Source organism: Roseateles sp. GW821-FHT09H11, assembly GCF_059415845.1.
Genome location: NZ_JBWKOA010000002.1, coordinates 519,416 through 539,822 on the forward strand (window position 1 = coordinate 519,416; position 20,407 = coordinate 539,822).

General features: G+C 69.6%; 18 protein-coding genes. 5 read left to right on the forward strand and 13 right to left on the reverse strand.

What is annotated here, in order from left to right:
* Positions 1 to 61: 61 nt before the first annotated feature.
* A complete protein-coding gene (locus AC07PR_RS09430) occupies positions 62 to 955 on the reverse strand; it encodes a CPBP family intramembrane glutamic endopeptidase (protein ID WP_377153984.1) in 894 nt (297 codons plus the stop codon).
* Positions 956 to 1,111: 156 nt separating this feature from the next.
* On the opposite strand from AC07PR_RS09430, the gene sbcB reads away from it, so the two are divergent.
* Positions 1,112 to 2,569 carry an exodeoxyribonuclease I gene (sbcB, locus tag AC07PR_RS09435; protein ID WP_495135118.1) on the forward strand — a complete coding sequence of 486 codons (1,458 nt, stop codon included), beginning with the start codon at positions 1,112 to 1,114 and terminating at the stop codon, positions 2,567 to 2,569.
* A 224-nt stretch (positions 2,570 to 2,793) separates the two neighbouring features.
* Positions 2,794 to 3,723: a GGDEF domain-containing protein gene (locus AC07PR_RS09440; RefSeq protein WP_377153989.1), complete on the forward strand. Its 930-nt coding sequence runs from the start codon at positions 2,794 to 2,796 to the stop codon at positions 3,721 to 3,723.
* A 158-nt stretch (positions 3,724 to 3,881) separates the two neighbouring features.
* Here AC07PR_RS09440 and AC07PR_RS09445 read toward each other — a convergent pair whose 3' ends face one another.
* A complete protein-coding gene (locus AC07PR_RS09445; RefSeq protein WP_495135119.1) occupies positions 3,882 to 6,137 on the reverse strand; it encodes a TonB-dependent receptor in 2,256 nt (751 codons plus the stop codon).
* A 297-nt stretch (positions 6,138 to 6,434) separates the two neighbouring features.
* Here AC07PR_RS09445 and AC07PR_RS09450 point away from each other — a divergent pair, with 297 nt between their 5' ends.
* The gene (locus AC07PR_RS09450) at positions 6,435 to 6,740 is read left to right on the forward strand and encodes a flagellar basal body protein (RefSeq protein ID WP_495135120.1); all 306 of its coding nucleotides are present in this window, start codon (positions 6,435 to 6,437) and stop codon (positions 6,738 to 6,740) included.
* Positions 6,741 to 6,851: 111 nt separating this feature from the next.
* Here the strand turns inward: AC07PR_RS09450 and AC07PR_RS09455 are convergent, their stop codons facing one another.
* Positions 6,852 to 8,828: a bifunctional 2',3'-cyclic-nucleotide 2'-phosphodiesterase/3'-nucleotidase gene (locus AC07PR_RS09455; RefSeq protein WP_495135121.1), complete on the reverse strand. Its 1,977-nt coding sequence runs from the start codon at positions 8,826 to 8,828 to the stop codon at positions 6,852 to 6,854.
* A 5-nt stretch (positions 8,829 to 8,833) separates the two neighbouring features.
* On the reverse strand, positions 8,834 to 9,349 hold the full coding sequence (locus tag AC07PR_RS09460) for a GAF domain-containing protein (RefSeq protein ID WP_377153995.1): 516 nt from the start codon (positions 9,347 to 9,349) through the stop codon (positions 8,834 to 8,836).
* An 82-nt stretch (positions 9,350 to 9,431) separates the two neighbouring features.
* Here AC07PR_RS09460 and AC07PR_RS09465 point away from each other — a divergent pair, with 82 nt between their 5' ends.
* Positions 9,432 to 10,127, forward strand: coding sequence for a hypothetical protein (locus AC07PR_RS09465; RefSeq protein WP_495135122.1), 696 nt, complete (start codon positions 9,432 to 9,434; stop codon positions 10,125 to 10,127).
* Positions 10,128 to 10,171: 44 nt separating this feature from the next.
* On the opposite strand, the gene AC07PR_RS09470 is transcribed toward AC07PR_RS09465, so the two are convergent.
* The 5 genes from AC07PR_RS09470 to AC07PR_RS09490 form a co-directional block, all read right to left on the reverse strand.
* Complete coding sequence (locus AC07PR_RS09470) at positions 10,172 to 10,648, reverse strand: DUF2269 family protein (RefSeq protein WP_495135123.1); 477 nt, start codon at positions 10,646 to 10,648, stop codon at positions 10,172 to 10,174.
* Between the two features lie 44 nt (positions 10,649 to 10,692).
* Positions 10,693 to 11,082 carry a DoxX-like family protein gene (locus tag AC07PR_RS09475; protein ID WP_483106932.1) on the reverse strand — a complete coding sequence of 130 codons (390 nt, stop codon included), beginning with the start codon at positions 11,080 to 11,082 and terminating at the stop codon, positions 10,693 to 10,695.
* A complete protein-coding gene (locus AC07PR_RS09480) occupies positions 11,064 to 11,945 on the reverse strand; it encodes an NAD-dependent epimerase/dehydratase family protein (RefSeq protein WP_495135124.1) in 882 nt (293 codons plus the stop codon). The genes AC07PR_RS09475 and AC07PR_RS09480 overlap by 19 nt, the downstream gene beginning before the upstream one ends.
* The gene (locus AC07PR_RS09485; protein WP_495135125.1) at positions 11,942 to 12,478 is read right to left on the reverse strand and encodes a thiol-disulfide oxidoreductase DCC family protein; all 537 of its coding nucleotides are present in this window, start codon (positions 12,476 to 12,478) and stop codon (positions 11,942 to 11,944) included. The genes AC07PR_RS09480 and AC07PR_RS09485 overlap by 4 nt, the downstream gene beginning before the upstream one ends.
* A gap of 73 nt (positions 12,479 to 12,551) precedes the next feature.
* Positions 12,552 to 13,082, reverse strand: coding sequence for a GbsR/MarR family transcriptional regulator (locus tag AC07PR_RS09490; protein ID WP_431104217.1), 531 nt, complete (start codon positions 13,080 to 13,082; stop codon positions 12,552 to 12,554).
* Between the two features lie 188 nt (positions 13,083 to 13,270).
* Between AC07PR_RS09490 and AC07PR_RS09495 the strand changes: the two genes are divergently transcribed.
* A complete protein-coding gene (locus AC07PR_RS09495; protein WP_495135126.1) occupies positions 13,271 to 16,009 on the forward strand; it encodes a hypothetical protein in 2,739 nt (912 codons plus the stop codon).
* Here AC07PR_RS09495 and AC07PR_RS09500 read toward each other — a convergent pair.
* The 4 genes from AC07PR_RS09500 to ygfZ all read right to left on the reverse strand — a co-directional run bounded on the left by AC07PR_RS09500 (position 15,977) and on the right by ygfZ (position 20,372).
* On the reverse strand, positions 15,977 to 17,245 hold the full coding sequence (locus tag AC07PR_RS09500; RefSeq protein WP_495135127.1) for an alpha/beta hydrolase family protein: 1,269 nt from the start codon (positions 17,243 to 17,245) through the stop codon (positions 15,977 to 15,979). The genes AC07PR_RS09495 and AC07PR_RS09500 overlap by 33 nt on opposite strands.
* Positions 17,246 to 17,308: 63 nt before the next feature.
* Positions 17,309 to 19,045: a cation:proton antiporter domain-containing protein gene (locus tag AC07PR_RS09505; protein WP_495135128.1), complete on the reverse strand. Its 1,737-nt coding sequence runs from the start codon at positions 19,043 to 19,045 to the stop codon at positions 17,309 to 17,311.
* Entirely contained in the window at positions 19,045 to 19,386 is a 342-nt protein-coding gene (locus AC07PR_RS09510; protein ID WP_377154015.1) for a DUF4936 family protein, read from the reverse strand. Before AC07PR_RS09510 ends, AC07PR_RS09505 begins: the two co-directional genes overlap by 1 nt.
* Positions 19,383 to 20,372, reverse strand: a complete 990-nt coding sequence (gene ygfZ, locus AC07PR_RS09515) for a CAF17-like 4Fe-4S cluster assembly/insertion protein YgfZ (RefSeq protein ID WP_377154017.1) — start codon at positions 20,370 to 20,372, stop codon at positions 19,383 to 19,385. Before ygfZ ends, AC07PR_RS09510 begins: the two co-directional genes overlap by 4 nt.
* Between the last annotated feature and the right edge of the window lie 35 nt (positions 20,373 to 20,407).

Sequence of the window (20,407 nt, forward strand, 5' to 3'; positions counted from 1 at the left end):
ACAATCCGTACACAGAAGACACACGGCCGACTCACATTGATGGGAATCGGCGGGCAGGGCATCAACCGTGCCCGAGGTTCAAGGTCAGGAAGACCAGCGCGTTGAGCGCGAAGTGCAGCAGGATGGCGAGCTCGATGCGGCCGCTCAGCGTGTAGGCCAGGCCGTAGCCCAGTCCGGCCAGCATCGCCAGCGCCACGTAGGCGGTGCCGCCCGCCGCATGGGCCAGGCCGAACAGCAGGGCGGCCAGCAGCACCGGCAGCCAGCCGTTCATCGTGCGCAGGTCGGTGCCGAGGCGGCGCGCCAGCAGGCCCTGGATGACGCCGCGGAAGGCGGCCTCCTCGGCCACGCAGGTCAGGAACAGGTTGGCGGCCAGGTACAGGCCGGCGTTGTCCGGCCAGCGCAGCGTCGGCCGGCCGAGGCCGCCGACCACCGCCAGCAGCCAGGGCAGGGCGAGCGTTGCGGCGACGACCGCCCCGAGCGCCCAGCCCGGCAGGCCGGGCAGGCCGGGCGAAGGCGCCAGCGCGACGCCTTCCGACCGCCTGCGCTGCTGCGAGGCCAGCACCGCCAGCATCAGCATGCCGGCGACGCCCTTGTCGAAGTTCAGGTACTTGAGCGACGGCGGCCGGGCGTCGGAGGTGGTCGCGAGGTAGGTCGGATTCAGGAACCCGGGCAGCAGGTGCAGCGCCAGCGCGAGGCCGATCACCAGCATCAGCAGCATCAGCGTGGCCTCGCGGCGTGGGCGGTGGCGGGCCTCGATCGCCATCCAGGCGAGCGACGCCAGGGCGGCCACCGGCACCATCGCGGCGACCGTGAGCTGCCCGTTCACCAGCCCGGCGGTGACCGCCATGATCAGCAGGGACAGCCAGGGCCAGGGCGCGCGCACCGGCAGCAGCGTGGCGGCAATCGACAGGCACAGGAGCAGGTGGCTGAGCGGCATCGGGGTCCGGGTTGTCATGGGGCAATCGCGCCGCAGTATCCGCGAAGCGGAGCGGCGTCCTTTCCAGGCGCGGTACGCACGCCCGTTGCGCGCCCTGTGGCGCCTCCCGTCGCCCGCCCGGATGCCCGCCCCGATGCCCGGCATCGCCGCCCCGCTGAGGTATCGTCCCGCCCCATGCATGAGATGACTTTCTACTGGCACGACTACGAGACCTTCGGACGCGTGCCGCGCCGCGACCGGCCGGCGCAGTTCGCCGGTATCCGCACCGATGCGGACCTGAACGAGATCGGCGATCCGCTGATGGTCTACTGCCAGCCGCCGACGGACTCGCTGCCCGATCCGGAGTCCTGCCTGCTGACCGGCATCCTCCCGCAGACCTGCGCCGAGCAGGGCCTGGCCGAACACCGCTTCGCCGCCGACATCCACGCCGAGCTGTCGCGCCCGGGGACCGTCGGGCTGGGCTACAACACGATCCGCTTCGACGACGAGGTCACGCGCTTCCTGTTCTGGCGCAACCTGATCGATCCCTACGGTCGTGAATGGCAGAACGACTGCGGCCGCTGGGACCTGCTGGACGTCGTGCGCTGCGCCTACGCGCTGCGCCCGGAAGGCATCGAGTGGCCGAAGCACGAGGACGGCCGCCCGTCCTTCAAGCTGGAGCACCTGACCGCCGCCAACGGCCTGGCCCACGAGGCGGCGCACGATGCGCTGTCCGACGTGCGCGCCACGATCGCGCTGGCCCGCCTGATCAAGCAGAAGCAGCCCCGGCTGTGGGACTTCTGCCTGAAGCTGCGCCGCAAGGACGCCGTCTGGGCCGAGATCGGCACGAACCGGCCCTTCCTCCACGTGTCGGGCATGTACGGCACGGAGCGCGGCTGCATCGCGCTGGTCTGGCCGCTGGCGCCGCATCCGACCAACAAGAACGAGCTGATCGTCTGGGACCTGGGCAGCGATCCGGCCGAGCTGCTGGCGCTGGACGCCGAGGCGATCCGCCTGCGGATGTACACGAAGCAGGAGCTGTTGCCCGAGGGCGTGACGCGGCTGCCGATCAAGACGATCCACGTCAACAAGTCGCCGATCGTGATCTCGTCGATGAAGATCCTGTCGCCCGAGATGGCCGCGCGTTGGGGCCTGGACCTCGCGCAGGGGCAGGCGCATGCGCAGACGCTGGCGACGCGTGGCGGGGAGCTCGCGCGGCTGTGGCCGCAGGTGTTCCAGCGCCCGGCCGGTGAGGGCGCTGTCGACGTCGACGAGGACCTGTATGGCGGCTTCGTCTCGAACGACGACCGCCGCTCGCTGGAACGCCTGCGCGGGCTGTCGTCCGAGGCGCTGGCCGACCGTGTTGCGCAGGGCAAGGTCGCCTTCGAGGACGCCCGGCTGGAAGAGATCCTGTTCCGCTACCGCGCGCGCAACTTCCCGGACAGCCTGACCGCGGACGAGCAGGCCCGATGGGAACACCACCGGGCCACCCGGCTGCACCTGGGCGAAGGTGGGGCACAGACGCTGGAAGCCTTCTTTGAACGCATCGACACGCTGGCCCAGGCAGCCGAAGAGTCGGAGGACGAGCGCGCGGGCGAAATCCTCTCCGCCCTGTACGACTGGGCCGAACAGATCGCCCCGCCGCCGCCCTGAGGCAACCCCGCTTTGGGCGCCCCGTGTCGTTGCAAATCCTCGCCATAGCAGGGCGATGGCTGTGGTTTGCACCTGACGGTGCATCCCAAACCGGGGTCGCCTCAGGGCGGCGGCACACTGCGGCGGCACTGCGGCGGCACCGCGGCGGCACTGGAACGGGGGCCTTCCGGGGTTTCCAGGACCGGGTAAAACGGGTACACCTTCGTCAAACGCCAGGAGACGACATGCAATCCCAACACGACGCCGCCGACCCGATCGCCGCCCGCATGCGGGCGATGATGGTGCGGGCGCCGCTGGCCGTGGCCTTCGTGGCCGCCGGCCGCTTCGAGGTGGTCAGCGAGCACTTCAACCACCTGTTCGGCCACGGCGACGAGACCGACCTGACAGGCACCGACCAGCGCGCGTCGGTCGTGTCGGATTCGGCGCACCAGGCGCTGCAGGCCCGCATCGGCACCGCCTTCGGCGCGGGACGCCCGCTGGACGAGGAAGTGGAATTCGTCCGCCGCGACGGCTCGCGCTTCTGGGGCCGGCTGCAGGCGACGCCCGTGCACTGGGAACAGCCGGCGGGCGAGGCGATGTGGATCCTCGACGACGTCACCGCCGCCCGCCAGCAGCGGTTGCAGCCGACCTGGTCCGCCAAGCACGACGAGGTCACCGAACTCTCCAACCGCCGCGAGATGGAACGCCGCCTGGCCGAACACGTCGGCAGCCGCCGGCATGAGCCGGTGTCGGTGCTGTTCGTCGACATCGACAAGTTCAGCGAGATCCTGCAAGGCATGGGGGCGGAAGTCGCCGACCATTTCCTGTACGGACTGGGGCAGATGCTGATCACGAAGGTGCGGGCCTCCGACACCGTCGCGCGGCTGGAGAACGACCACTTCGTCGTGCTGCTGCCGGACTGCGACCAGCATTACGCCCAGATCGTCGCGGAGAAGATCCGCTCGTCCATCGCCGGCTATCGCCTGCGCTGGGGCCTGCACCGGGCGCGTGTGAAGGCCAGCCTGGGCGTGGTGCAGCTGCAGCCGTCGCTCGATACCGTGGATGCGGTGCTCGGCGCCGGGCAGTTGGCCTGCGCCGAAGCCAAGGCGGCCGGCGGGGATTCGGTCCGGGTGTTCATCTCGAGCGGGAGCTACGAGGAACTGGCGGGGGCTTGAGGCTCGCTCGTCGCTGGAGGCCCACGGACTTCGCAACGCCAGGCGCGGCCCATCACAGGGCATGAGGGCTCCCTCCAGGACCCTCACACCCTGTTCCGGGCCCAGTGGCGTCTCTGCCCTCGTGAGAGGGCTCGTGGCCTGCGTGGGGGCGTCCTGGCTCAGTACTCGAACGAGGCGTTCACGCTGACCGTGCGCGGCGTGCCCAGCACCAGGTAGCCGCTGCCCGGGAAGCCGCCCGAGGACGCCCAGTAGTTGCGGTCCGCCACGTTGTCGACGCGGGCCCGCAGCGTGACCAGGTGGCCGCGGACGTCCATCGCATACCGCGCGCCGACGTCCACGCGACCCCAGCCCGGCACGCTCAAGGTGTTGGTCGCATTGGCGTACATGCTGCTGGTGGCGACCACCCGCGCATCCAGCGACAAGCCCTGCGCGCCGGGCACGTTCCACTCGGTGCCCAGGTTCAGCATCGCGCGCGGTACGCCGATCACGCGCTTGCCGTCGGTCGTCGCGACGCCGGTGCGCTTCTGCTCGGCATCCAGCCAGGTCAACCCGCCCAGCAGCTTCAGGCCGGGCAGCGGTTCGCCGAAGGCGGTCAACTCGATGCCCTGGTGACGGTCTTCACCCTCGGCGGTGAAGCTCACGTTCGTGACTACCACGGACCGCGGCTTGGCCGTCGAGAAGAAGGCGACGCCGCCGCCGATGCGGCCGCCATCGAACTTCAGGCCGACTTCCTTCTGCTTCGATTGATAGGGCGGCAGCATCGTGCCCTGCAGCGATGGGCCGGCCGACACGCCGGCCGTGTCGCCCTGCGTCAGCCCCTCGATGTAGTTGGCGTAGGCCGACAGCGACTTGCCGAGCTTGAACACGACGCCCGCCATCGGGCTGGTGCGGCTGAGGTCGTACGGCGCCGCCGGCACGCCGGTGTTGTACGCATAGCTGCGGATGTCCATGGACTGGTGGCGCAGGCCCAGCGTCAGGCGCAGGGTGTCGTCGAGCATCACCAGCGTGTCCGCGAGCGCCGCGCTGCGCAGGCGCGTCATGCCGGTCGTCGCCGGGTCGTCCAGCTGGTTGCTGACGGAGAGCAGCGTCGGCAGCGGCGCCGTGCCACCGTCGTACAGATTCGTCGGGATCAGCCGCACTTGCGTGCTCGTCGTGGACACGCCGAAGGCGGCGCGCTTGTCCAGCCGGAAGGCACTCACCGAGGCCACCAGCTCATGCTTCACCGGCCCCGTGGTCAGCAGGCCCCGCACGCCGACCTCGCCGGTGCGGACGCGGTCCTCGCGCGTGTTGTCGAAGCGGGAGGTGGTGCCCGCACCGGTCGTGCTGTTGGTCAGGGTCAGGTTGGCCAGCGAATTGGCTTCGTCGCTGCTGCGCGCGCCGGCGGCGAACCACGCGGTCCATCCCTCGCCGAGCCAGCGGTCCAGGTCGACCTCGCCGCGCAGCGTGCCGAACAGGTCGCGCTCGTTGGAGTAGGTCCACGGCTGCGCCCAGTTGGAATCGCTGTCGGGCGCCTTGGGCACCGCGGTGGCGGTCGTGCCCAGCGTGACGTTGGTGCGGGTGCGCTTGAGCTTGTGGTCCTGGTAGCCGACGTCGGCGGACAGGCGCACGTCGCGGGCGCGCCAGTCCAGACCGATGGAGGCCATGCCCAGGTTGACGCTTTCTTTGTCCACGCTGGTGTCGCCGGCGCGCGAGGCCAGGTTGACGCGCACGCCGGTGGCGTTGTCCGGGCCGAAGCGCCGAGCCACGTCGACGGCCAGGATGGTCTGCCCGCCGCTGGCCGTGCCGACCGTCATCTGCGTCAGGGGCAGGCTGGGCGCGCGCTTGGGCAGCAGGTTGATCGAACCGCCGATGGCGTCGCTGTTGGGCGTCGCGCCGTTGAGGAAGGCCGAGGCGCCGCGCAGCACCTCGACGCGCTCGAAGAGCTCGGCCGAGATGTACTGGCGCGGCAGCAGGCCGTACAGCCCGTTGTAGGCGACGCTGTCGGAGTTCAGGATGAAGCCGCGGATGAAGTAGCTCTCCTGGAAGTTGCCGAAGCCCCGCGCGACGCGCACGCCGGGGTCGTTGAGCAGCACGTCGCCCACGCTGTGCGCCTGCGTGTTCTGGATCAGTTCGTTGGTGTAGGCCGTCGTGCTGAACGGCGTGTTCATGAGGTCCTGGTTGCCGAGCAGGCCGACCCGGCCGCCGCGCGCCACCTGGCCGCCGGCATAGGACTTGATCAGGCCGCCTCGCGAGGCGTCCGCGCTCGCTTCGACGACGACCTTCTGCAACTGCGTTGTGGCAGCTGTTGAAGCTGCGGAAGACGCCGCGGTTTCAGGGGCTTGCGGCGTCGACTGGGCGAACGCGCCACCCTGCAACGCGGCGGTCAGGGCGAGCGCCAGCGGCGCAAGGGCGGGTCGGAAAGCGGCAGACGGCATGGCGATGAGAAGAGTTCGCAGATAAGAATGTTTCGCATTATCTGGAGGCCAAGCCTCTGTCCGATGCGGCCGGCAGGTACGGCGCTGCAAACACCCCATCCGGGGTAGGTGGGACGGGCGTCTGGCGATCGAATTGCCCTCCGATGGCGCATTCGGCGTCGTTTTCAGGGGAAACCCGGACGGATCCGATCCAGAAAAATGAGCCGGAAACCCATTTCTTTTCTAAAGATCGGCTGGAAAGTGCCGATGACGGCGGGATGCCTGGTCGCTTGAGACCGGGATCCTGGGAAGAACGCCATGTCCAACGTCAGCCTGTCGACCGCCTTGTCCGGCATGTCCGCCGCCAACGAGCGCCTGCGCGCGTCCGCGAACAACGTCGCCAACGCCGCCACGCCGGGCTACCGCCGCGAGCGGATCGAGGCCCAGACGGCCGAGGACGGCAACGGCGTCACGACCAAGGTCGAGAAGCTGCCGGAACCCGGCGCCGACCTCCCGGCCGACATCGTCGAGCAGAAGTCGGCGACCTACGCCTTCGTCGGCAACCTGCGGGTGCTGCAGACGCAGATCCGGGCCGAGGGCGCGCTGCTCGACATCCACGTCTGAGCGTTTCGGCAGGGACGTCCCCGCCTCAATGACAAACGGCCGCTTCGAGCGGCCGTTGTCGTTTCCGGAGCGCGGCGGAGGCGGCTGCCTTCGCCCGGCCAGGGCCTCAGCTCATGGCTTCAGCTCGAACAGCGACGAACCGTCGCCGTTGTCCTTGACCCGGGTCACCTGAGGCGTCTCCTTGAGATGCGCCGCGGCCCCGTTGCCGGACACGAACTGCATCGCCACGCCCGGGACGGGCCGGATGCGCCAGGACGATGACGCGACCGCCGTGCTCAACGACGGCTGCGCCGCGAGGAAGTGGGCCAAGGCCTCGCGCGTCTCGTCCGGCGCGTCGACGACGACCTTGTCCGCCGCCAGCGCCGGGAAGTGGCCGCCGCCGTAGGCGCGGTAGTTGTTCGTGACGACGAGGAAGTCCGCGCGTTCATCCAGCGGCTGGCCGCGCCAGGTCAGGTTCACGACGCGCTGTCCGTCGCCGAGCCGCTTGCCGTCCTTGTCGAAACGCGCCGGCTGCGTCAGGTCGAGCTCGTAGCGCAAGGCGCCGTCCTGGCCCAGCATCATGTCGAAGTTGAAGCTCGGGTAGCTCGTGTCCACAAGGTCCTGCCGTGCCGGCCCCTGCGGATCGATGCGGCGGAACTGGCCGGCGGACATCTCCAGCCAGTCGCGCACCTGGGCGCCGCTGAGCTTCACGACCTTGATCGTGTTCGGGTAGACGTAGAGGTCGGCCACATGCTTGATCGCGACCGGCCCGGCGGGGATGTCCGTGTACTGCGTCCAGCCCTGGCGGCCACCGGACTTGAAGGGCGCGGCGGCGCTCAGCATCGGCAGCTTTTCCAGCGCCGTGCCCTGGACCGCCTTCAGCGCGTAAGCCAGCTGCGCCTGCGCGACCAGCCGCACGGCGGTGCCGTCGAGCACCTGCGAGAAGTAGCTCTGGATCGGCTGGTCCGCCATCGCGACCTGGCTGCGGACGTAGTCGAGCGTCGCCTGATGCTCGCCAGCGATCACGACCGCGGGCATCGGGTCGGCGTCGACGAGCGGCTTGCGCGTGGCGCGGTCGAAGATCGGGCGCAGGCTGGACTGGCTGTCCACGACCTGCCACCGCTTGCCGCTCTTGCCGTCCTTGCCGTCCTTGGCGTCCTTGCTGTCCGTCTGCTTCAGCGTCAGGTCGACGATGCCGAGGTGATCGCCCCAGCGGCCCGGCATCACGGCGGGCGTGCCGTAGAGCTGACCCTTCGCGAGGTCCACGCCCGGGTAGCCGGCGAAGCCGGGGCCGGGGAACTCGGTATGCGCATGACCCAGCAACAGCGCGTCCACGCCCTTCACGCGGGCGAGCTGGGCGGCCATGTTCTCGGACAGCTTGGGCAGCTCGGTCTTGTCGATGCCGGTGTGGGCGATGACGACGATCAGGTCCGCGCCACGTCGGCGCAGGTCCGTCACCTGCTCGGCCGCGGCGTCGACCATGTCGCGCACCCGTACCTTGCCCGCGAGGTTCTGGCGGTCCCACTCCAGGATCTGCGGCGGCGTGACGCCGACGACGCCGATCTTCAGCGCGTGGTCCTGGCCGGCCTCGTCGCGCATCGTGCGCTCGAGCATCACACTGGGCGTGAACGCATGACGACGGCCGTCGGCCTCCATCACGTTGGCGTTCAGGTAGGGGAAGCTGGCGCCGGCGATGGCCTGGCGCAGGAAGGGCAGGCCGTAGTTGAACTCGTGGTTGCCGAGGTTGCCGGCGTCGACGTCCAGCAGGTTCAGGATCTTGTAGGCGGGATGGATGTCCCCGGCCTTCAGCGGCTTCACACGCGCGACGACGTCGCCCAGCGGATTGCCCTGCAGCAGGTCGCCGTTGTCGAACAGCAGGCTGTTGGGCGCCTCGGCGCGGGCGCGGTGGATCAGCGTGATCGTCTTGGCCAGGCCGAACTCCTGGGCCGGGCGGTCCTGGTAGTAGTCGTAGTTCAACAGGTTCATGTGGATGTCGCTGGTCTCCAGCACGCGGAGCTTGAGCTCCGCGGCGGACAGCGGCATCGACAGGACGGACAGGGCCGCCAGCCCCAGCGCCAGGACCAGGGGGCGCGTCGAGCGCGTGCGCATCGGGGTCAGGCCCAGTCGGTGCCGTCGACCAGCACGGCGATCGCGCGCTGGAAGCCGTCGGCGTCGATCGCGTCGAAGCGGGCGGGCTCGGGGCTGTCGAGGTCGAAGACCCCGCGCAGTTTCCCGCCGGCGACGATGGGCAGCACCAGTTCCGAACGCGAGGCCGCGTCGCAGGCGATGTGGCCGGGGAAGGCGTGCACGTCCTCGACGAGCTGGACCTCGCGCGTCCGCGCGCAGGCGCCGCAGACGCCGCGGCTGAAGGCGATGCGCACGCAGGCGACCTTGCCCTGGAACGGGCCGAGCACGAGCTCCTGGTCGTTCGTCGCGTTGACGAGGTAGAAGCCGGCCCAGTTCAACGTCGGGACGGCGTTGAAGACCAGCGCGGAGAACTGCGCCAGGTTGGCGAGCCAGTCGCGCTCGCCATGCAGCAGGGCCTGGGTCTGGGCGACCAGCGTGTCATACGAGGCGCGCTTGGCCTCGGGGCTGGACATGTCCAGCAGCGCGGTGGGTTCGAAGCTCATGGGGCGGGATTGTGGCGGAGGTCATGCCGGGCGGTCGTCCGTCACGGCGAGAATGCGCCCCGTTTCAAGGGAGATCGGAACGATGAACGCACGAGGGAAGACGGCGCTGCTGGCCGTCGCGACGGGTTGGATGATGGCGGTCGGCGGTCACGCGCAGGCCGACGAGGTGAAGGCCGCGGCGATCCCCGCATCCGCGGCGGCGCCGGCCTCGCCGCTGCTCGGTCCCGATGAGCAGGTCGGCTGGGTGACGCAGGGCGAGTGGTCGCGCCGCTGGTGGGAATGGGCCTTGTCCTTCGAGGGCGACCTCAGTCCCGTCGCCGATCGCACCGGCGTCCAGTGCGGCAATCGCCAGTCGGGGGACGTGTTCTTCCTCGCCGGCACCTACGGCACGGCGCGCACCGTGCGCACCTGCCGGGTACCGGCCGACAAGTACCTGTTCTTCCCGCTGATCAACTACGTCTTCACGCCGACGCGCACCGGCATGCCGAGCTGCGCGCAGGTCACGCGCGACGCCGAGCGCATCACCGAGGGCGCCGAGATGCTGGTGCTGGAACTCGACGGCGTGCGCTACGACAACCTGCGGCGCCATCGGCAGGCCAGCCCGGAGTGCTTCAACGCCTGGGCGCGACATCCCAGCGGCGCGCGGCTCTTCCCGTCGGCGTCGAACGGCTACTACGTGATGCTGAAGCCGCTCGCGCGCGGCCGGCACACGCTGAACTTCGGCGGCGCGTTGCCGCGCATGTCGCAGGCGGTCAGCTACACCTTGATCGTCGAGTAGGTCTCATCCCGCAAGCGCCCGGCTGACCGGGCGCGCCGGGCCGCTCAGCCCCACAGCGCCGGCTTGTTCACCATCAGGTAGAAGACGACGAGCACCGCGATGAAGGCCGGGTAGCCCAGGCCTTCCCACCAGCGGGCATAGCGCCAGTACAGGGCCGGCAGCGGCTGGCCGCTGGCGAGCGCCGCGTCGGCCATCCGCGACAGCCGGATCTGCAGCCACACCACCGGCAGCCAGCAGGCGCCCGCGAGCAGGTACAGCGCGATGGACAGCGCCAGCCACGGCGTGTCCAGCGACCAGCCGGCGGTCATCGCCAGCCACACGCCGGTGAGCGGCTGCACGATCACCGCCGGCGTCGTGAACCAGAGGTCCGCGCGCTTGACCAGCCGCGCCACCACGGCCTGCGCCGCCAGCGAGCCGCTGCGGTTCGCGAAGAACAGGTAGAAGGCCGAGCCGAAGCCGGTGCCCGCCAGCAGCACGCTCGACACGATGTGCAGCCACTTGATCACGAGGTAGGTGTTCATCTTCTTTCCTCCAGGATTCTTGTTCTTCGAGATGTCCGGTACCGTCAGGCCGGCGCGTCCTCGTCGAGGATCAGCAGCAGGATCGCCACCGGCAGGTTCTTGGTCAGGCAGCCCAGCGGGTCCAGCCACAACGTGGGCAGGATCACCGTGGCCACCGCCGTCATCAGCAGCATCATCCCGCCCGCCAGGCGGTACACCCAACGGCGATGCCAGCGCCACATCGCCGCGCCGATCAGCAGGTCCACCAGCGCGCCCGCCACGATGACCGGCGCGATCCAGGCCTCGGGCGTCTGCGCGGCGACCATCAGGTCGCGGCTGCGGCCGTCGAGCTCGATCAGGCTGGCCGCGCCGGTGGCGAGCCACAGCGCGATCAGCCCCGCCCGCGCAACGACGCGCGTGCGGCGATGCCGGAAGTTCACAAGTCCGATGCCCATGCGGCCTCCACGAATCGTTCGACGGGGACCGCCGGCCGGCCGAGCACGCGCTCGAACGCGACGGCGTCGCCGATGTTGTCCTGCTCCAGCAGGGCCAGGCTCTCGCTGCTCCACGGCTGGCTGCTGACGTGGTCGCCCAGCCGGGCGCTCCAGCGGCTGGGGGCGTCAGGCAGCGGGATCACGCGCGCCGGCTGCTGTCCGCGCTGGCGCCGGAGTTCGCCGATGAAGGCCGCCAGACTCAGCGCCCGCGGGCCGACGGCGGTCACGATCTCCGGCCCGCCGTCCTGCAGCAGCCGCAGCACCGCCTGCGCGACGTCGGGCACGGCGACGGGTTGGACCTGGGCCTGGACGGCCGCGCGCGGCAGCACCAGCACCGGCAGTCGGGCCAGGTTCATGAACAGCGAGGCGCTCGCGCCGCCGCGGCCGTAGACGATGCTCGGGCGCAGCACGATGGCGTCGAGCCGGCCCTCGGCGCGCAGGCGCAGCAGCATCTCATCCGCGGCGCGCTTGGTTGTCGCGTAACGCGTGGGGCTGTGCGCCACGCCGTTCGCGGAGATCTGGATCACGCGCGTCACGCCCGCGCGGGCACAAGCCTCGAACAGCGCCGCGGGCGCCCGGTGATGGACCGGTTCGAGCTGGCGGCGCGGCGTGTCGCGCAGCAGGCCGACCGCGTTGACGACGGCATCGAAGCCGGTGACGCGCGGCACCCAGAGGTCGGGGGTCAGGTCTTGCTGGAAGTCCTGCGTGCGGGAGTTCCCCTCGGTGACGGCCAGGCCCGCCTCGCGCAGCGTGCGCACGATGCGGCGACCGACGAAGCCGCTGGCGCCGCAGACCAGGACCGATCGGATGGATGTCGGGTTCATGACGCGTCTCCGGTGTCGTCGCGCCGCACATGATGCGGATGCGGGTGGGGGTGGTACTCGCAGGCGTCGTCGCGGCACGCGGCGCGTCCGGCTCGGCGTTCCGCCGCGCGGCGCAGGCCGGTCTCGAAGACCATGCGCACGATCGGCCGGGGAATCCGGTAGCGGTTGCGGGCGACGACCGGATAGGCGCGGTCGCACACGGTCCGCAGCACGGGCAGGTCCATGATCCGCGCGATCCATCCGAGCTGCGCGCCGCGGTAGGCGAGCCGAATCGCCTCGGCACCGATCGCGAGCTGGCCATCGGCGCGCAGACCGTGCATCAGGTCCATCAGCGCGGGCATGTCCGTGCCCGGTGGAAACGCCGAGAAGCCTGGCTCGGAGATGTCCACGAAGCGCAGCAGGCCGGCGGTGTTGCGCAGCATCAGGTTGTGCATCTCGCCGCTGCAGATGGGGCAGGCGCCGTCGAAGTAGAGGGTCAGCGGATAGATCGACGGATCGGGGCCGGTGGTGGGGGCCGCGGGGAAAACTCGCATGGTGTTCTCCGGTTTGTGGTCTTGTTTGATATTTCAGTAGAGACAGAAATTCGTGTTCAAAAAAAGGGGCGGGTCAGGACCCGTCCCCGCGCACGAAGCGCTGCACGCTCGCGCCGAGCTTGAGCACCTTCTCCAGTGTCGACGGCGAGAGCCGCATCATTTCCTCTGACCAGGCGCCCAGCGTCTGCATCAGGCGCAAGCACTCGCGCACGCGGTCCTGGGCGTCGGGCGATTCGTTCTGGAAACCTTCGTCGGCGACGAGCTCGGCCAGCATGCGCACGGTGGGATCGAACTCGCGGTGCTTGCGCTCGCGGACGATGGTGCGGAGCAGTTCCCAGACGTCCGCGGTCGTCTCGAAATAGTCGCGGCGGTCCCCGAGCACGTGGGTCACGCGGATCAGGTTCCAGCTCTGCAGTTCCTTGAGGCTGGTGCTGACGTTGGAGCGGGCGACCGACAGCGTCTCGGCCAGTTCCTCCGCGTTGAGCGGCCGGCCGTGGAAGTAGAGCAGGGCGTGGATCTGCGCCACGGTGCGGTTGACGCCCCAGGCGCTGCCCATCTCGCCCCAGTGCAGGACGAAGCGGCGGGCGGTGTCGGTGAGTTCCATGCGCTGGACTGTAGCTTGACAGAAATTTCTGTCAAGACAGAAATAGCGTGTTCGAGAACTTGAATGACTGAAATCTGGCGCCGCGCGCCAAGACGGAACCGGCCGGCGGCGGATTCAGGCAATCCTCGACGAGTGCCACCAGACAGCACCGTTTCGATACTGCCGGGTTTGATTCGTGGAGATACCGGATGACGGCAAAGGCAGTGAAGCAGCGACGCAAGGATGGCGAGCAGGCGCAAGAGCAGGAGGATGGACAAGCGCACGAGCATGAGCACGAGACGCCGCCACGGGACCAGGCGGGCGACGTGGACAGGCAGGACGTGCCGGTCGCTGTCGATGAGGAGGGGCAGGACTCGGTCGTCGTGGCGGCGGCAGGCGTCATGACTGCCTTCGCGGCATTGGGGGCGATGTCGGGGACAGGCGGCGCGAGGACGGCGGTGTTCCAGCCGCCGCCGTCGCGAGTGCCGACGATGCTGACCATTCCGAAACCGATGATCGCCGATGAGTCGATGCCGTTGAACGCTCGGCTTGTGCCCGTTCACGAGCGAGTGCCCGAGGCGGCGGTGGATGCCAGGGCAGACGTCGACGCGTCACCGGTTCCGACGATCGCGCCAGAGCTTGAGCTCACGCCTCCGACAGCGCTTCCACCATCCGAGTCCGCAGCTGCGTCCGACGCCGAATCCGAGTCCGATCGCAAGCCCGAGCAAGTTCACGCACCCGTGCCAGCAGCCGAGCGTGAGCGTGAGCGCGAGCACGAGCACGAGCACGAGCACGAGCAGGTGGATGTGGATGTGGATGAGGCGGGCAGAGACGAGGGGGAGGAGAGCCACGAGAGCGACGAATTCGATGAGCGCGACGACAGCCCGGCGCCGATCGAGGTCGCGGGCCTTCTCCGACTGAGCCTGCAGAACGACACGGGCTTGACCGATTCGCAAAGGAAGGACTTCGTCACCTCCGATGCCACAGTGAGGGTTGACGGCGTGACCGAGGACCACGACAAGGTCGAGTACCGCATTGATGAGGGGCCCTGGATGCTGCTTGGGGATGAGCACGTCATTCACGAAGCGCAGTTTCAGGGCGATGGCGTGAAGCGGGTCGACGTCCGGTCTTTCGATTCGCACGGAGGTCCCTTGTCAGCGGATAGCCTCCACTTCGAGCTGGACACGACGGGGCCAGTGCCGCTTACCCATCAAGTCATGCATCCAATGGGAAGGGTGAACGAGGCCGGTGATCCGGAACCCGATGGCAGCTTTTGGCTCACGAAAGACGCGCAGGTAAAGCTGCTCGGATTGGAGGACGGGGCCATGTGGGCAGCCCATCAGTACACAGCAAAGGGTACGCATCAGGTTGCCGGGGAATCAGCCGAGGGCCAGGACAGCATGCTCACGGGGCGCTTTTTCAAGGAAGGCCCGCAACTTTTCGTCGTGGGCGTCACCGATCGGGCAGGCAACTCGGGAGCCTACAACGGCGCGGCCCTCAAGTTGCAAGGCCTTTGGTTGGACACGACGCCGCCACCGGCCCCGCAGTGGTCGTCCATTGGCGAGGCCCTGGGCGTCGAACAGTTCCAGCTCGACAAGCTCGAGCGACATGCGCATCTGGAGCATCGTCGGGACGAGCATTCGGACTGGCAGCGCGTGCGGGAGGGCGTGCTGACAGGACCGATGGAGGTCCGGCAAGTCGACCTCGCGGGGAATTCGAGCCTGGAGTCCGCTCGGCTTGGGGTCAATCAGATCCTGACGATCGGTGCAGCGAGGTCTGATCCGGCGTCGCTCCCGGATCGGGAGGAGACCCATGCCGAGAGCCTTGCCCCCCTTCGACTCCGCCTGTTGAACGACACCGGCGTCACCGAGGAGCAGAAGTCCGATCTCATCACCCGCAATGCCACCGTACGGGTCGAAGGGGTCGATTCAGAACATGGGCAGCTGGCGCAATACCGGATCGATGCCGGGGAATGGCGTCCTCTCGGGGAGAGGGACCTCATCAGCGACGCGGATTTCCCGGGGGATGGTGCGAAGCAGGTGGACGTGCGAACCCTGGATCCGGATGGCCGTCCCCGGTCGGAGGCGAGCTTGACGTTCAAAGTGGACAGAGGCAACGACGAGCCGAATTCTCTGACCGTCGTCCACGATCGCGGGCTGGTGTTCGACGCAACGCCGGAGGGGTGGCGGGAGAACTATGTGTTGACCAATCAGCCGCTCGTTCGAATCAGCGGTATCGAGCCTGGCGCCCGTTTTCGTGTCTGGCAGTCCGATCCCCATACCCACAGGGATATCTCGGGAGACGATGGCGTCGAAGGCAGCGGCGAGCTCATTCCGGAAGGGGCGTTCCGGGAAGGGGGACAGACCATCCGGGTCAAACTGTATGACAGCGCGGACAACATCAGCCAGGAAGCTCGCTTGGTGTCCGTCTGGCTGGACACCACGCCTCCGCCTGCGCCGGAGTTTCTCAGCCGGCCCACCGAATGGGGCCACGAAACGATGCTGGCCACCAATCGCGAACACGACAGCCACTTCCAGTACCGAGGGACGGGGGGCGGCGAATGGACGACCGCCCGCTTTGGCGAAAGCATCCTGGGGCCGGTCGAAGTGCGCCAGGTCGACCGCGCGGGAAATCCGAGCCAGGCCTCCGATCTGTCCGCCCACCAGCAGCTTCTTGTCGCTCACAAGACCGCGCCGCCGGAGGCGCCACAGTTCAAGCTCAGTGGGGACGACGACATCCTGATCCCTGCCAACCTCGAAGAGGGCGGCGTTCTCGATTACCGCGTCGACGGCGTCGGTCGTTGGAAAATGCTTGTCGAGGGCAAAGTCGTCGTCGGGCCCGCGGAGGTCCGCCAGAGAGACCAGGACGGCAATGTCAGCCAGGACAGCTTTTTCCTGGCACCTGACGTTCCGCTTTCAATGCCGATGCCCTCGAGCACCGTCCTGTGAACGTCTGAGGCTGCCGAGGGCGCCCAGCCAGGTGTCGACAGGTCCGGCCAGCCACGCGCGAGCCGCTTCCGACTGTTTGAGTTGCTGGTCCAGGAAAGCCACGCTGACCTGTTGCGCGGCCGTCATGCCGAGCTGCTGCTCGTGCAACTGCCGGTAGTCAGGCACGGCCGGGACCGGCGCCATGCGCGTCGGTCCTTCCTGGCCGCGTCCGCCGCGGCCGCCACCGCCTCGGCGGCCCTGGGGCTGCGACTGCGCCTGCTCTTCGGCGGCGCGGATCCGTTTCTGTTCGCGCTCGGTGTCCTCGGGCCGAGGCTCGTTGCCGCCGAGCGCCGCGTGGCGGACCTCGTTCGCGCTGAGGAGCCAGCCTCGTCCCGCCGGCATCGCGGCGAACGGCGCCTGGCGCCACTGCACGTCCCGCACCAGGCCGAGCACATCGCTGTCGTCCGGCCCCGTCAGGCCGAGCACCGGGATCGAGATGTCGCGATACCGCGCCGCGTCCGGTGAAGCGAACACCTGCGGGCTGATCACGATCGCGGCCACCGGCTGCACCGTCTTCAGCGCCAGCACCGAGCCGTCGGATTGCCGCTCGCCCGCCACCGCCATCGCGGTCTGCGCGCCGAGTTCATACCCTGCAACGACCGTTTTCGACCAGTCCAGCGAGCGCCACGGCGGATCGCCCTGGCCTTGGCCCTGCCGGCCCAGCCGCTGCGCCTCGGCAAGCAGCTCGTCCAGCCGCGCCAGCCGCTTGCGCATCTGCGCATCGGCGTAGTGACGCCGACCCAGTTCGGTGAACTCCGCCGAGCGCGCCAGCTCCGATGACCAGGCCGTCGCGTCGTCGTCCAGCGCCTGCAGCGAGAGCACCGCATAACCGGCCGCCGCCCAGGCGCGGCGCCAGCGGATGCCGGCGGTGTCGGACTCGCCCAGGCCGGGCAGGTACACGACGACCGGGCGGGGCGTGGTCCCCGCCGTCGCGCCCATGCTGGCCGGCATCGTCAGGCTCACGCGCACGTCGTCGCCGCGGATCCGCCACAGGATCGGTTGCATCGTCACCGGCTCGCCCTGCGGCGCGTAGCCGCGGGAAGCGAACTCGCGTTGCTGCTGCTGTTCCTCGATGCGCGCCTTCGGCGGCCCGCCGCCGCAACCGGCGAGCAGCAGCGCCGCGCCGAGCAGGGCAACACCCGCGAGGGTCAGGGAGCGGGCGCGGGCGCGCGGGCGAGGACGGGTCGGTTCGATCATGGGCGGCGACGCTAAGCGGGCGATGTAAAGCGGCGATTGCTGGGCGGCCGGGCGCCCGGGCGCTCAATGCGCCGGCGCCGCCACCGGCGACAAGCCCTCCGGGATGTCCGCGTTGAAGCGCTGCAGCACGTGCCGGCTCATGCCCTTGGCGAGTTCCTCCTCGCCGTAGAACACGGTGCCGAGCTGCTCGCGGCGCAGCAGTTCGGATTCCTCCTCGCCGTGGGTGCGCAGCACGATCTCGATGCCCGGGTTCAGCTGTCGCGCCGTGTCGGCCATCTGCCGCGCCTTCATCGAATCGGGCACCGCCACCACCAGCATCGCCGCGTTGGCGATGTGGGCCTGGACCAGCACCATCGGTTCGCTCGCGTCGCCGCTGACCGCCGCCATGCCGCGCTTGCGCAGCGCCTCGACGGTCTCGCGGCCCTGGTCCGCGACGACGAAGGGGATGCCGCGCTCCGTCAGCGCGTCGGCGATGCGCCGCCCCACGCGACCGTAGCCGACCAGCACGACCTGACCCTCCAGGTATTGACGCTCGGTCGTCTGCGGCAGCTCGGCGTAGGGGTCGTCGCGCGCCTCGAGCTCGCGCGCGAAGGACGAGCGCGCCAGCACCCAGCGCTGCAGCGGCTGGATCATCGCGAACATCACCGGGTTCAGCGCGATCGAGATCAGCGCCGCCGCCAGCACCAGGTTCATCCCGGCCTTCGGCAACAGCCCCAGCTGCACGCCCAGGCCGGCGAGGATGAAGCTGAACTCGCCGATCTGCGCCAGGCTGGCCGATACCGTCATCGCCGTGTTCAGCGGATAGCGGAACACGATGACCAGCGCCGCCGCCGCGATCGCCTTGCCCAGCATCACGATCGCGACGACGCCCAGCAGGTGCAGCGGCTGGTCGATCAGCGTCATCGGGTCGAACAGCATCCCCACCGACACGAAGAACAGCACCGAGAACGAGTCCCGCAGCGGCAGCGATTCCTGCGCGGCGCGGTGGCTGTATTCGGACTCGCGCATCACCGTGCCGGCGAAGAACGCGCCCAGCGCAAAGGACACGTGGAACAACTCCGACGCGCCGTAGGCGATGCCGATCGCCACGGCGATGACCATCAACGTGAACAGCTCGCGCGAGCCGGTCCGCGCCACCTGCCACAGCATCCACGGCAGCACGCGCCGCCCGACGACCAGCATCAGTACGACGAACGCGGCCATCTGGGCCAGCGTCTCGGCGATCGTGCGCCACAGCGGCGCGTCGGCGGAGGCGCCGGGCGCGGCGTTGCCGCCCAGCACCGTGGACAGCGGCGGCAGCAGCACCAGGATCAGCACCGTGGCCAGATCCTCGACCACCAGCCAGCCGACCGCGATGCGGCCGTTCATGGATTCGAGCGAGCCGCGCGACTCCAGCGCCTTCAGCAGCACCACCGTGCTGGCGCAGGACAGCGTCAGGCCGAAGACCAGCGCCTGACCCGCCGGCCAGCCCCACCACATCGCCAGGCCCATGCCCAGCGCCGTGGCGGCGGCCATCTGCACGACCGCGCCCGGCAGCGCGATGCGCTTGACCGCCATCAGGTCCTTCAGCGAGAAGTGCAGCCCGACGCCGAACATCAGCAGCATCACGCCGATCTCGGACAGCTGCGCGGCGATGCCGACATCGGCGACAAAGCCCGGCGTGGCCGGGCCGATCGCGATGCCCGCCAGCAGGTAGCCCACGAGCGCCGGCAGCTTCAGCCGCTCCGCGATGAAACCCAGGATCAGCGCCAGGCCGAAGCCCGCCGCCAGCGTCGAGATCAGGGAGACGTTGTGTTCCATCAGTGCGCCGCTCCCGGACCGGCGACGGCGGCGAAGGCCTCGCGGTGACGGGGGCCCTGCGCGAACGCGCCCAGGGCGGCGGCGATCCGGCGTTCCGCGTCCGCCGCGTCGGGCAGCTCGGGGCCGTAGATCTCCATCCAGGTCTGGAAGACCGGATCGTTGTCATGGCGCTGGAGCAGCCGCACCGGCTGCGCCTCACGCGCCTGTTCGAAGGCGGCCAGCGCGGCCGTCAGCTGGTCCGCATGGACGCGGTAGTAGACGTAGAGCTCGACCGGCGCGGTCGAGCGCGGAACAGGAGGGCGGGGAGGCGCGGCGGCGCGCGTCGGCGGCGATGCATTCATTCAGGTTCTCCGATGACGTAAGGCAGGGGACGCGGGGTAAGGACAGCGCCTTGCGCGCTGCCCAGATGCAAGCTGCCGGACTCGAGCGCGGCGAGCTTCACTTCCGCCAGCAGCAGCGGGCGGCCTTCCTGGCGGCCGAAGCCGGCGACCATGCCGGCGGGCTGCTCCGGATCGGCGCTGTGGAAGATCTCCTGGCCGGGCGTGGCGTCGGCATCGCTGCCTTCCAGCGCGAACAGGTGGGTCCGTCGCTTGATCGTGCCGCGGTACTGGCTGCGCGCCACGACTTCCTGGCCCGGATAGCAGCCCTTCTGGAAGTTCACGCCGCCCAGCAGTTCCAGGTTGAGCATCTGGGGCACGAACTGTTCCACCGTCCCCTGGCGGATCCAGGCCAGCCCGGCGGTCACGTCCAGGCCTTGCCATTCCTCGGGATCGATGACAGGCAGCGCCGGCGCCGGCGCGTCGGCGGGCTGCAACAGCAGGAAGCGCGGCGTCAGGCCGTCGTCGGGCAGGCGCGTGGCCAGCGCCTCGCGGCCGTCGGCCAGGGCGACGCGGCCCACGGACCAGACCGTCGCCGGGGCGGCGCCCGCTGCGGCCCCCGCCAGCCAGTCGCGCGCCTGCGCGCCGGACAAGCCCCACACGGCCCAGGCCGCGCTGTCGTCGCTCAGCTTGCACTTGGCGCGCAGCACGAACATCGACAGCCGCTTCACCGTCGCCGGCAGCACCTCGGCGGGCAGCGCCAGCAGCACGGTCTGGTCGTCGGGCTTGACCGCCAGCATCGTCGCCAGCAGGCGGCCCTTGGCCGAGCAGAAGCCCGCCAGCCGCGCCTGCGCGCCGGTCTGAAGGGCCAGGTCTTGCGTCAGCTGCGTGTGCAGGAACTTGGCGGCTTCCTCGCCCTGGGCGCGGATCACGCCCCAGTCGGCAAGCCGGACGGCGCCCAGCGCCGAGGACGGCACGGGCGGCGGAGCGTGGTGGAGGTCTTCGATCATGGGCCGATTATCATCAGCCCCCGCATTTCACGAAG

What these genes read in the sequence shown, in the direction of transcription:
- AC07PR_RS09430 (WP_377153984.1), bottom strand. Translation starts at nt 955, where the DNA reads ATGACAACCCGGACCCCGATGCCGCTCAGCCACCTGCTCCTGTGCCTG.
- sbcB (WP_495135118.1), top strand. Translation starts at nt 1,112, where the DNA reads ATGCATGAGATGACTTTCTACTGGCACGACTACGAGACCTTCGGACGC.
- AC07PR_RS09440 (WP_377153989.1), top strand. Translation starts at nt 2,794, where the DNA reads ATGCAATCCCAACACGACGCCGCCGACCCGATCGCCGCCCGCATGCGG.
- AC07PR_RS09445 (WP_495135119.1), bottom strand. Translation starts at nt 6,137, where the DNA reads ATGCCGTCTGCCGCTTTCCGACCCGCCCTTGCGCCGCTGGCGCTCGCC.
- AC07PR_RS09450 (WP_495135120.1), top strand. Translation starts at nt 6,435, where the DNA reads ATGTCCAACGTCAGCCTGTCGACCGCCTTGTCCGGCATGTCCGCCGCC.
- AC07PR_RS09455 (WP_495135121.1), bottom strand. Translation starts at nt 8,828, where the DNA reads ATGCGCACGCGCTCGACGCGCCCCCTGGTCCTGGCGCTGGGGCTGGCG.
- AC07PR_RS09460 (WP_377153995.1), bottom strand. Translation starts at nt 9,349, where the DNA reads ATGAGCTTCGAACCCACCGCGCTGCTGGACATGTCCAGCCCCGAGGCC.
- AC07PR_RS09465 (WP_495135122.1), top strand. Translation starts at nt 9,432, where the DNA reads ATGAACGCACGAGGGAAGACGGCGCTGCTGGCCGTCGCGACGGGTTGG.
- AC07PR_RS09470 (WP_495135123.1), bottom strand. Translation starts at nt 10,648, where the DNA reads ATGAACACCTACCTCGTGATCAAGTGGCTGCACATCGTGTCGAGCGTG.
- AC07PR_RS09475 (WP_483106932.1), bottom strand. Translation starts at nt 11,082, where the DNA reads ATGGGCATCGGACTTGTGAACTTCCGGCATCGCCGCACGCGCGTCGTT.
- AC07PR_RS09480 (WP_495135124.1), bottom strand. Translation starts at nt 11,945, where the DNA reads ATGAACCCGACATCCATCCGATCGGTCCTGGTCTGCGGCGCCAGCGGC.
- AC07PR_RS09485 (WP_495135125.1), bottom strand. Translation starts at nt 12,478, where the DNA reads ATGCGAGTTTTCCCCGCGGCCCCCACCACCGGCCCCGATCCGTCGATC.
- AC07PR_RS09490 (WP_431104217.1), bottom strand. Translation starts at nt 13,082, where the DNA reads ATGGAACTCACCGACACCGCCCGCCGCTTCGTCCTGCACTGGGGCGAG.
- AC07PR_RS09495 (WP_495135126.1), top strand. Translation starts at nt 13,271, where the DNA reads ATGACGGCAAAGGCAGTGAAGCAGCGACGCAAGGATGGCGAGCAGGCG.
- AC07PR_RS09500 (WP_495135127.1), bottom strand. Translation starts at nt 17,245, where the DNA reads ATGATCGAACCGACCCGTCCTCGCCCGCGCGCCCGCGCCCGCTCCCTG.
- AC07PR_RS09505 (WP_495135128.1), bottom strand. Translation starts at nt 19,045, where the DNA reads ATGGAACACAACGTCTCCCTGATCTCGACGCTGGCGGCGGGCTTCGGC.
- AC07PR_RS09510 (WP_377154015.1), bottom strand. Translation starts at nt 19,386, where the DNA reads ATGAATGCATCGCCGCCGACGCGCGCCGCCGCGCCTCCCCGCCCTCCT.
- ygfZ (WP_377154017.1), bottom strand. Translation starts at nt 20,372, where the DNA reads ATGATCGAAGACCTCCACCACGCTCCGCCGCCCGTGCCGTCCTCGGCG.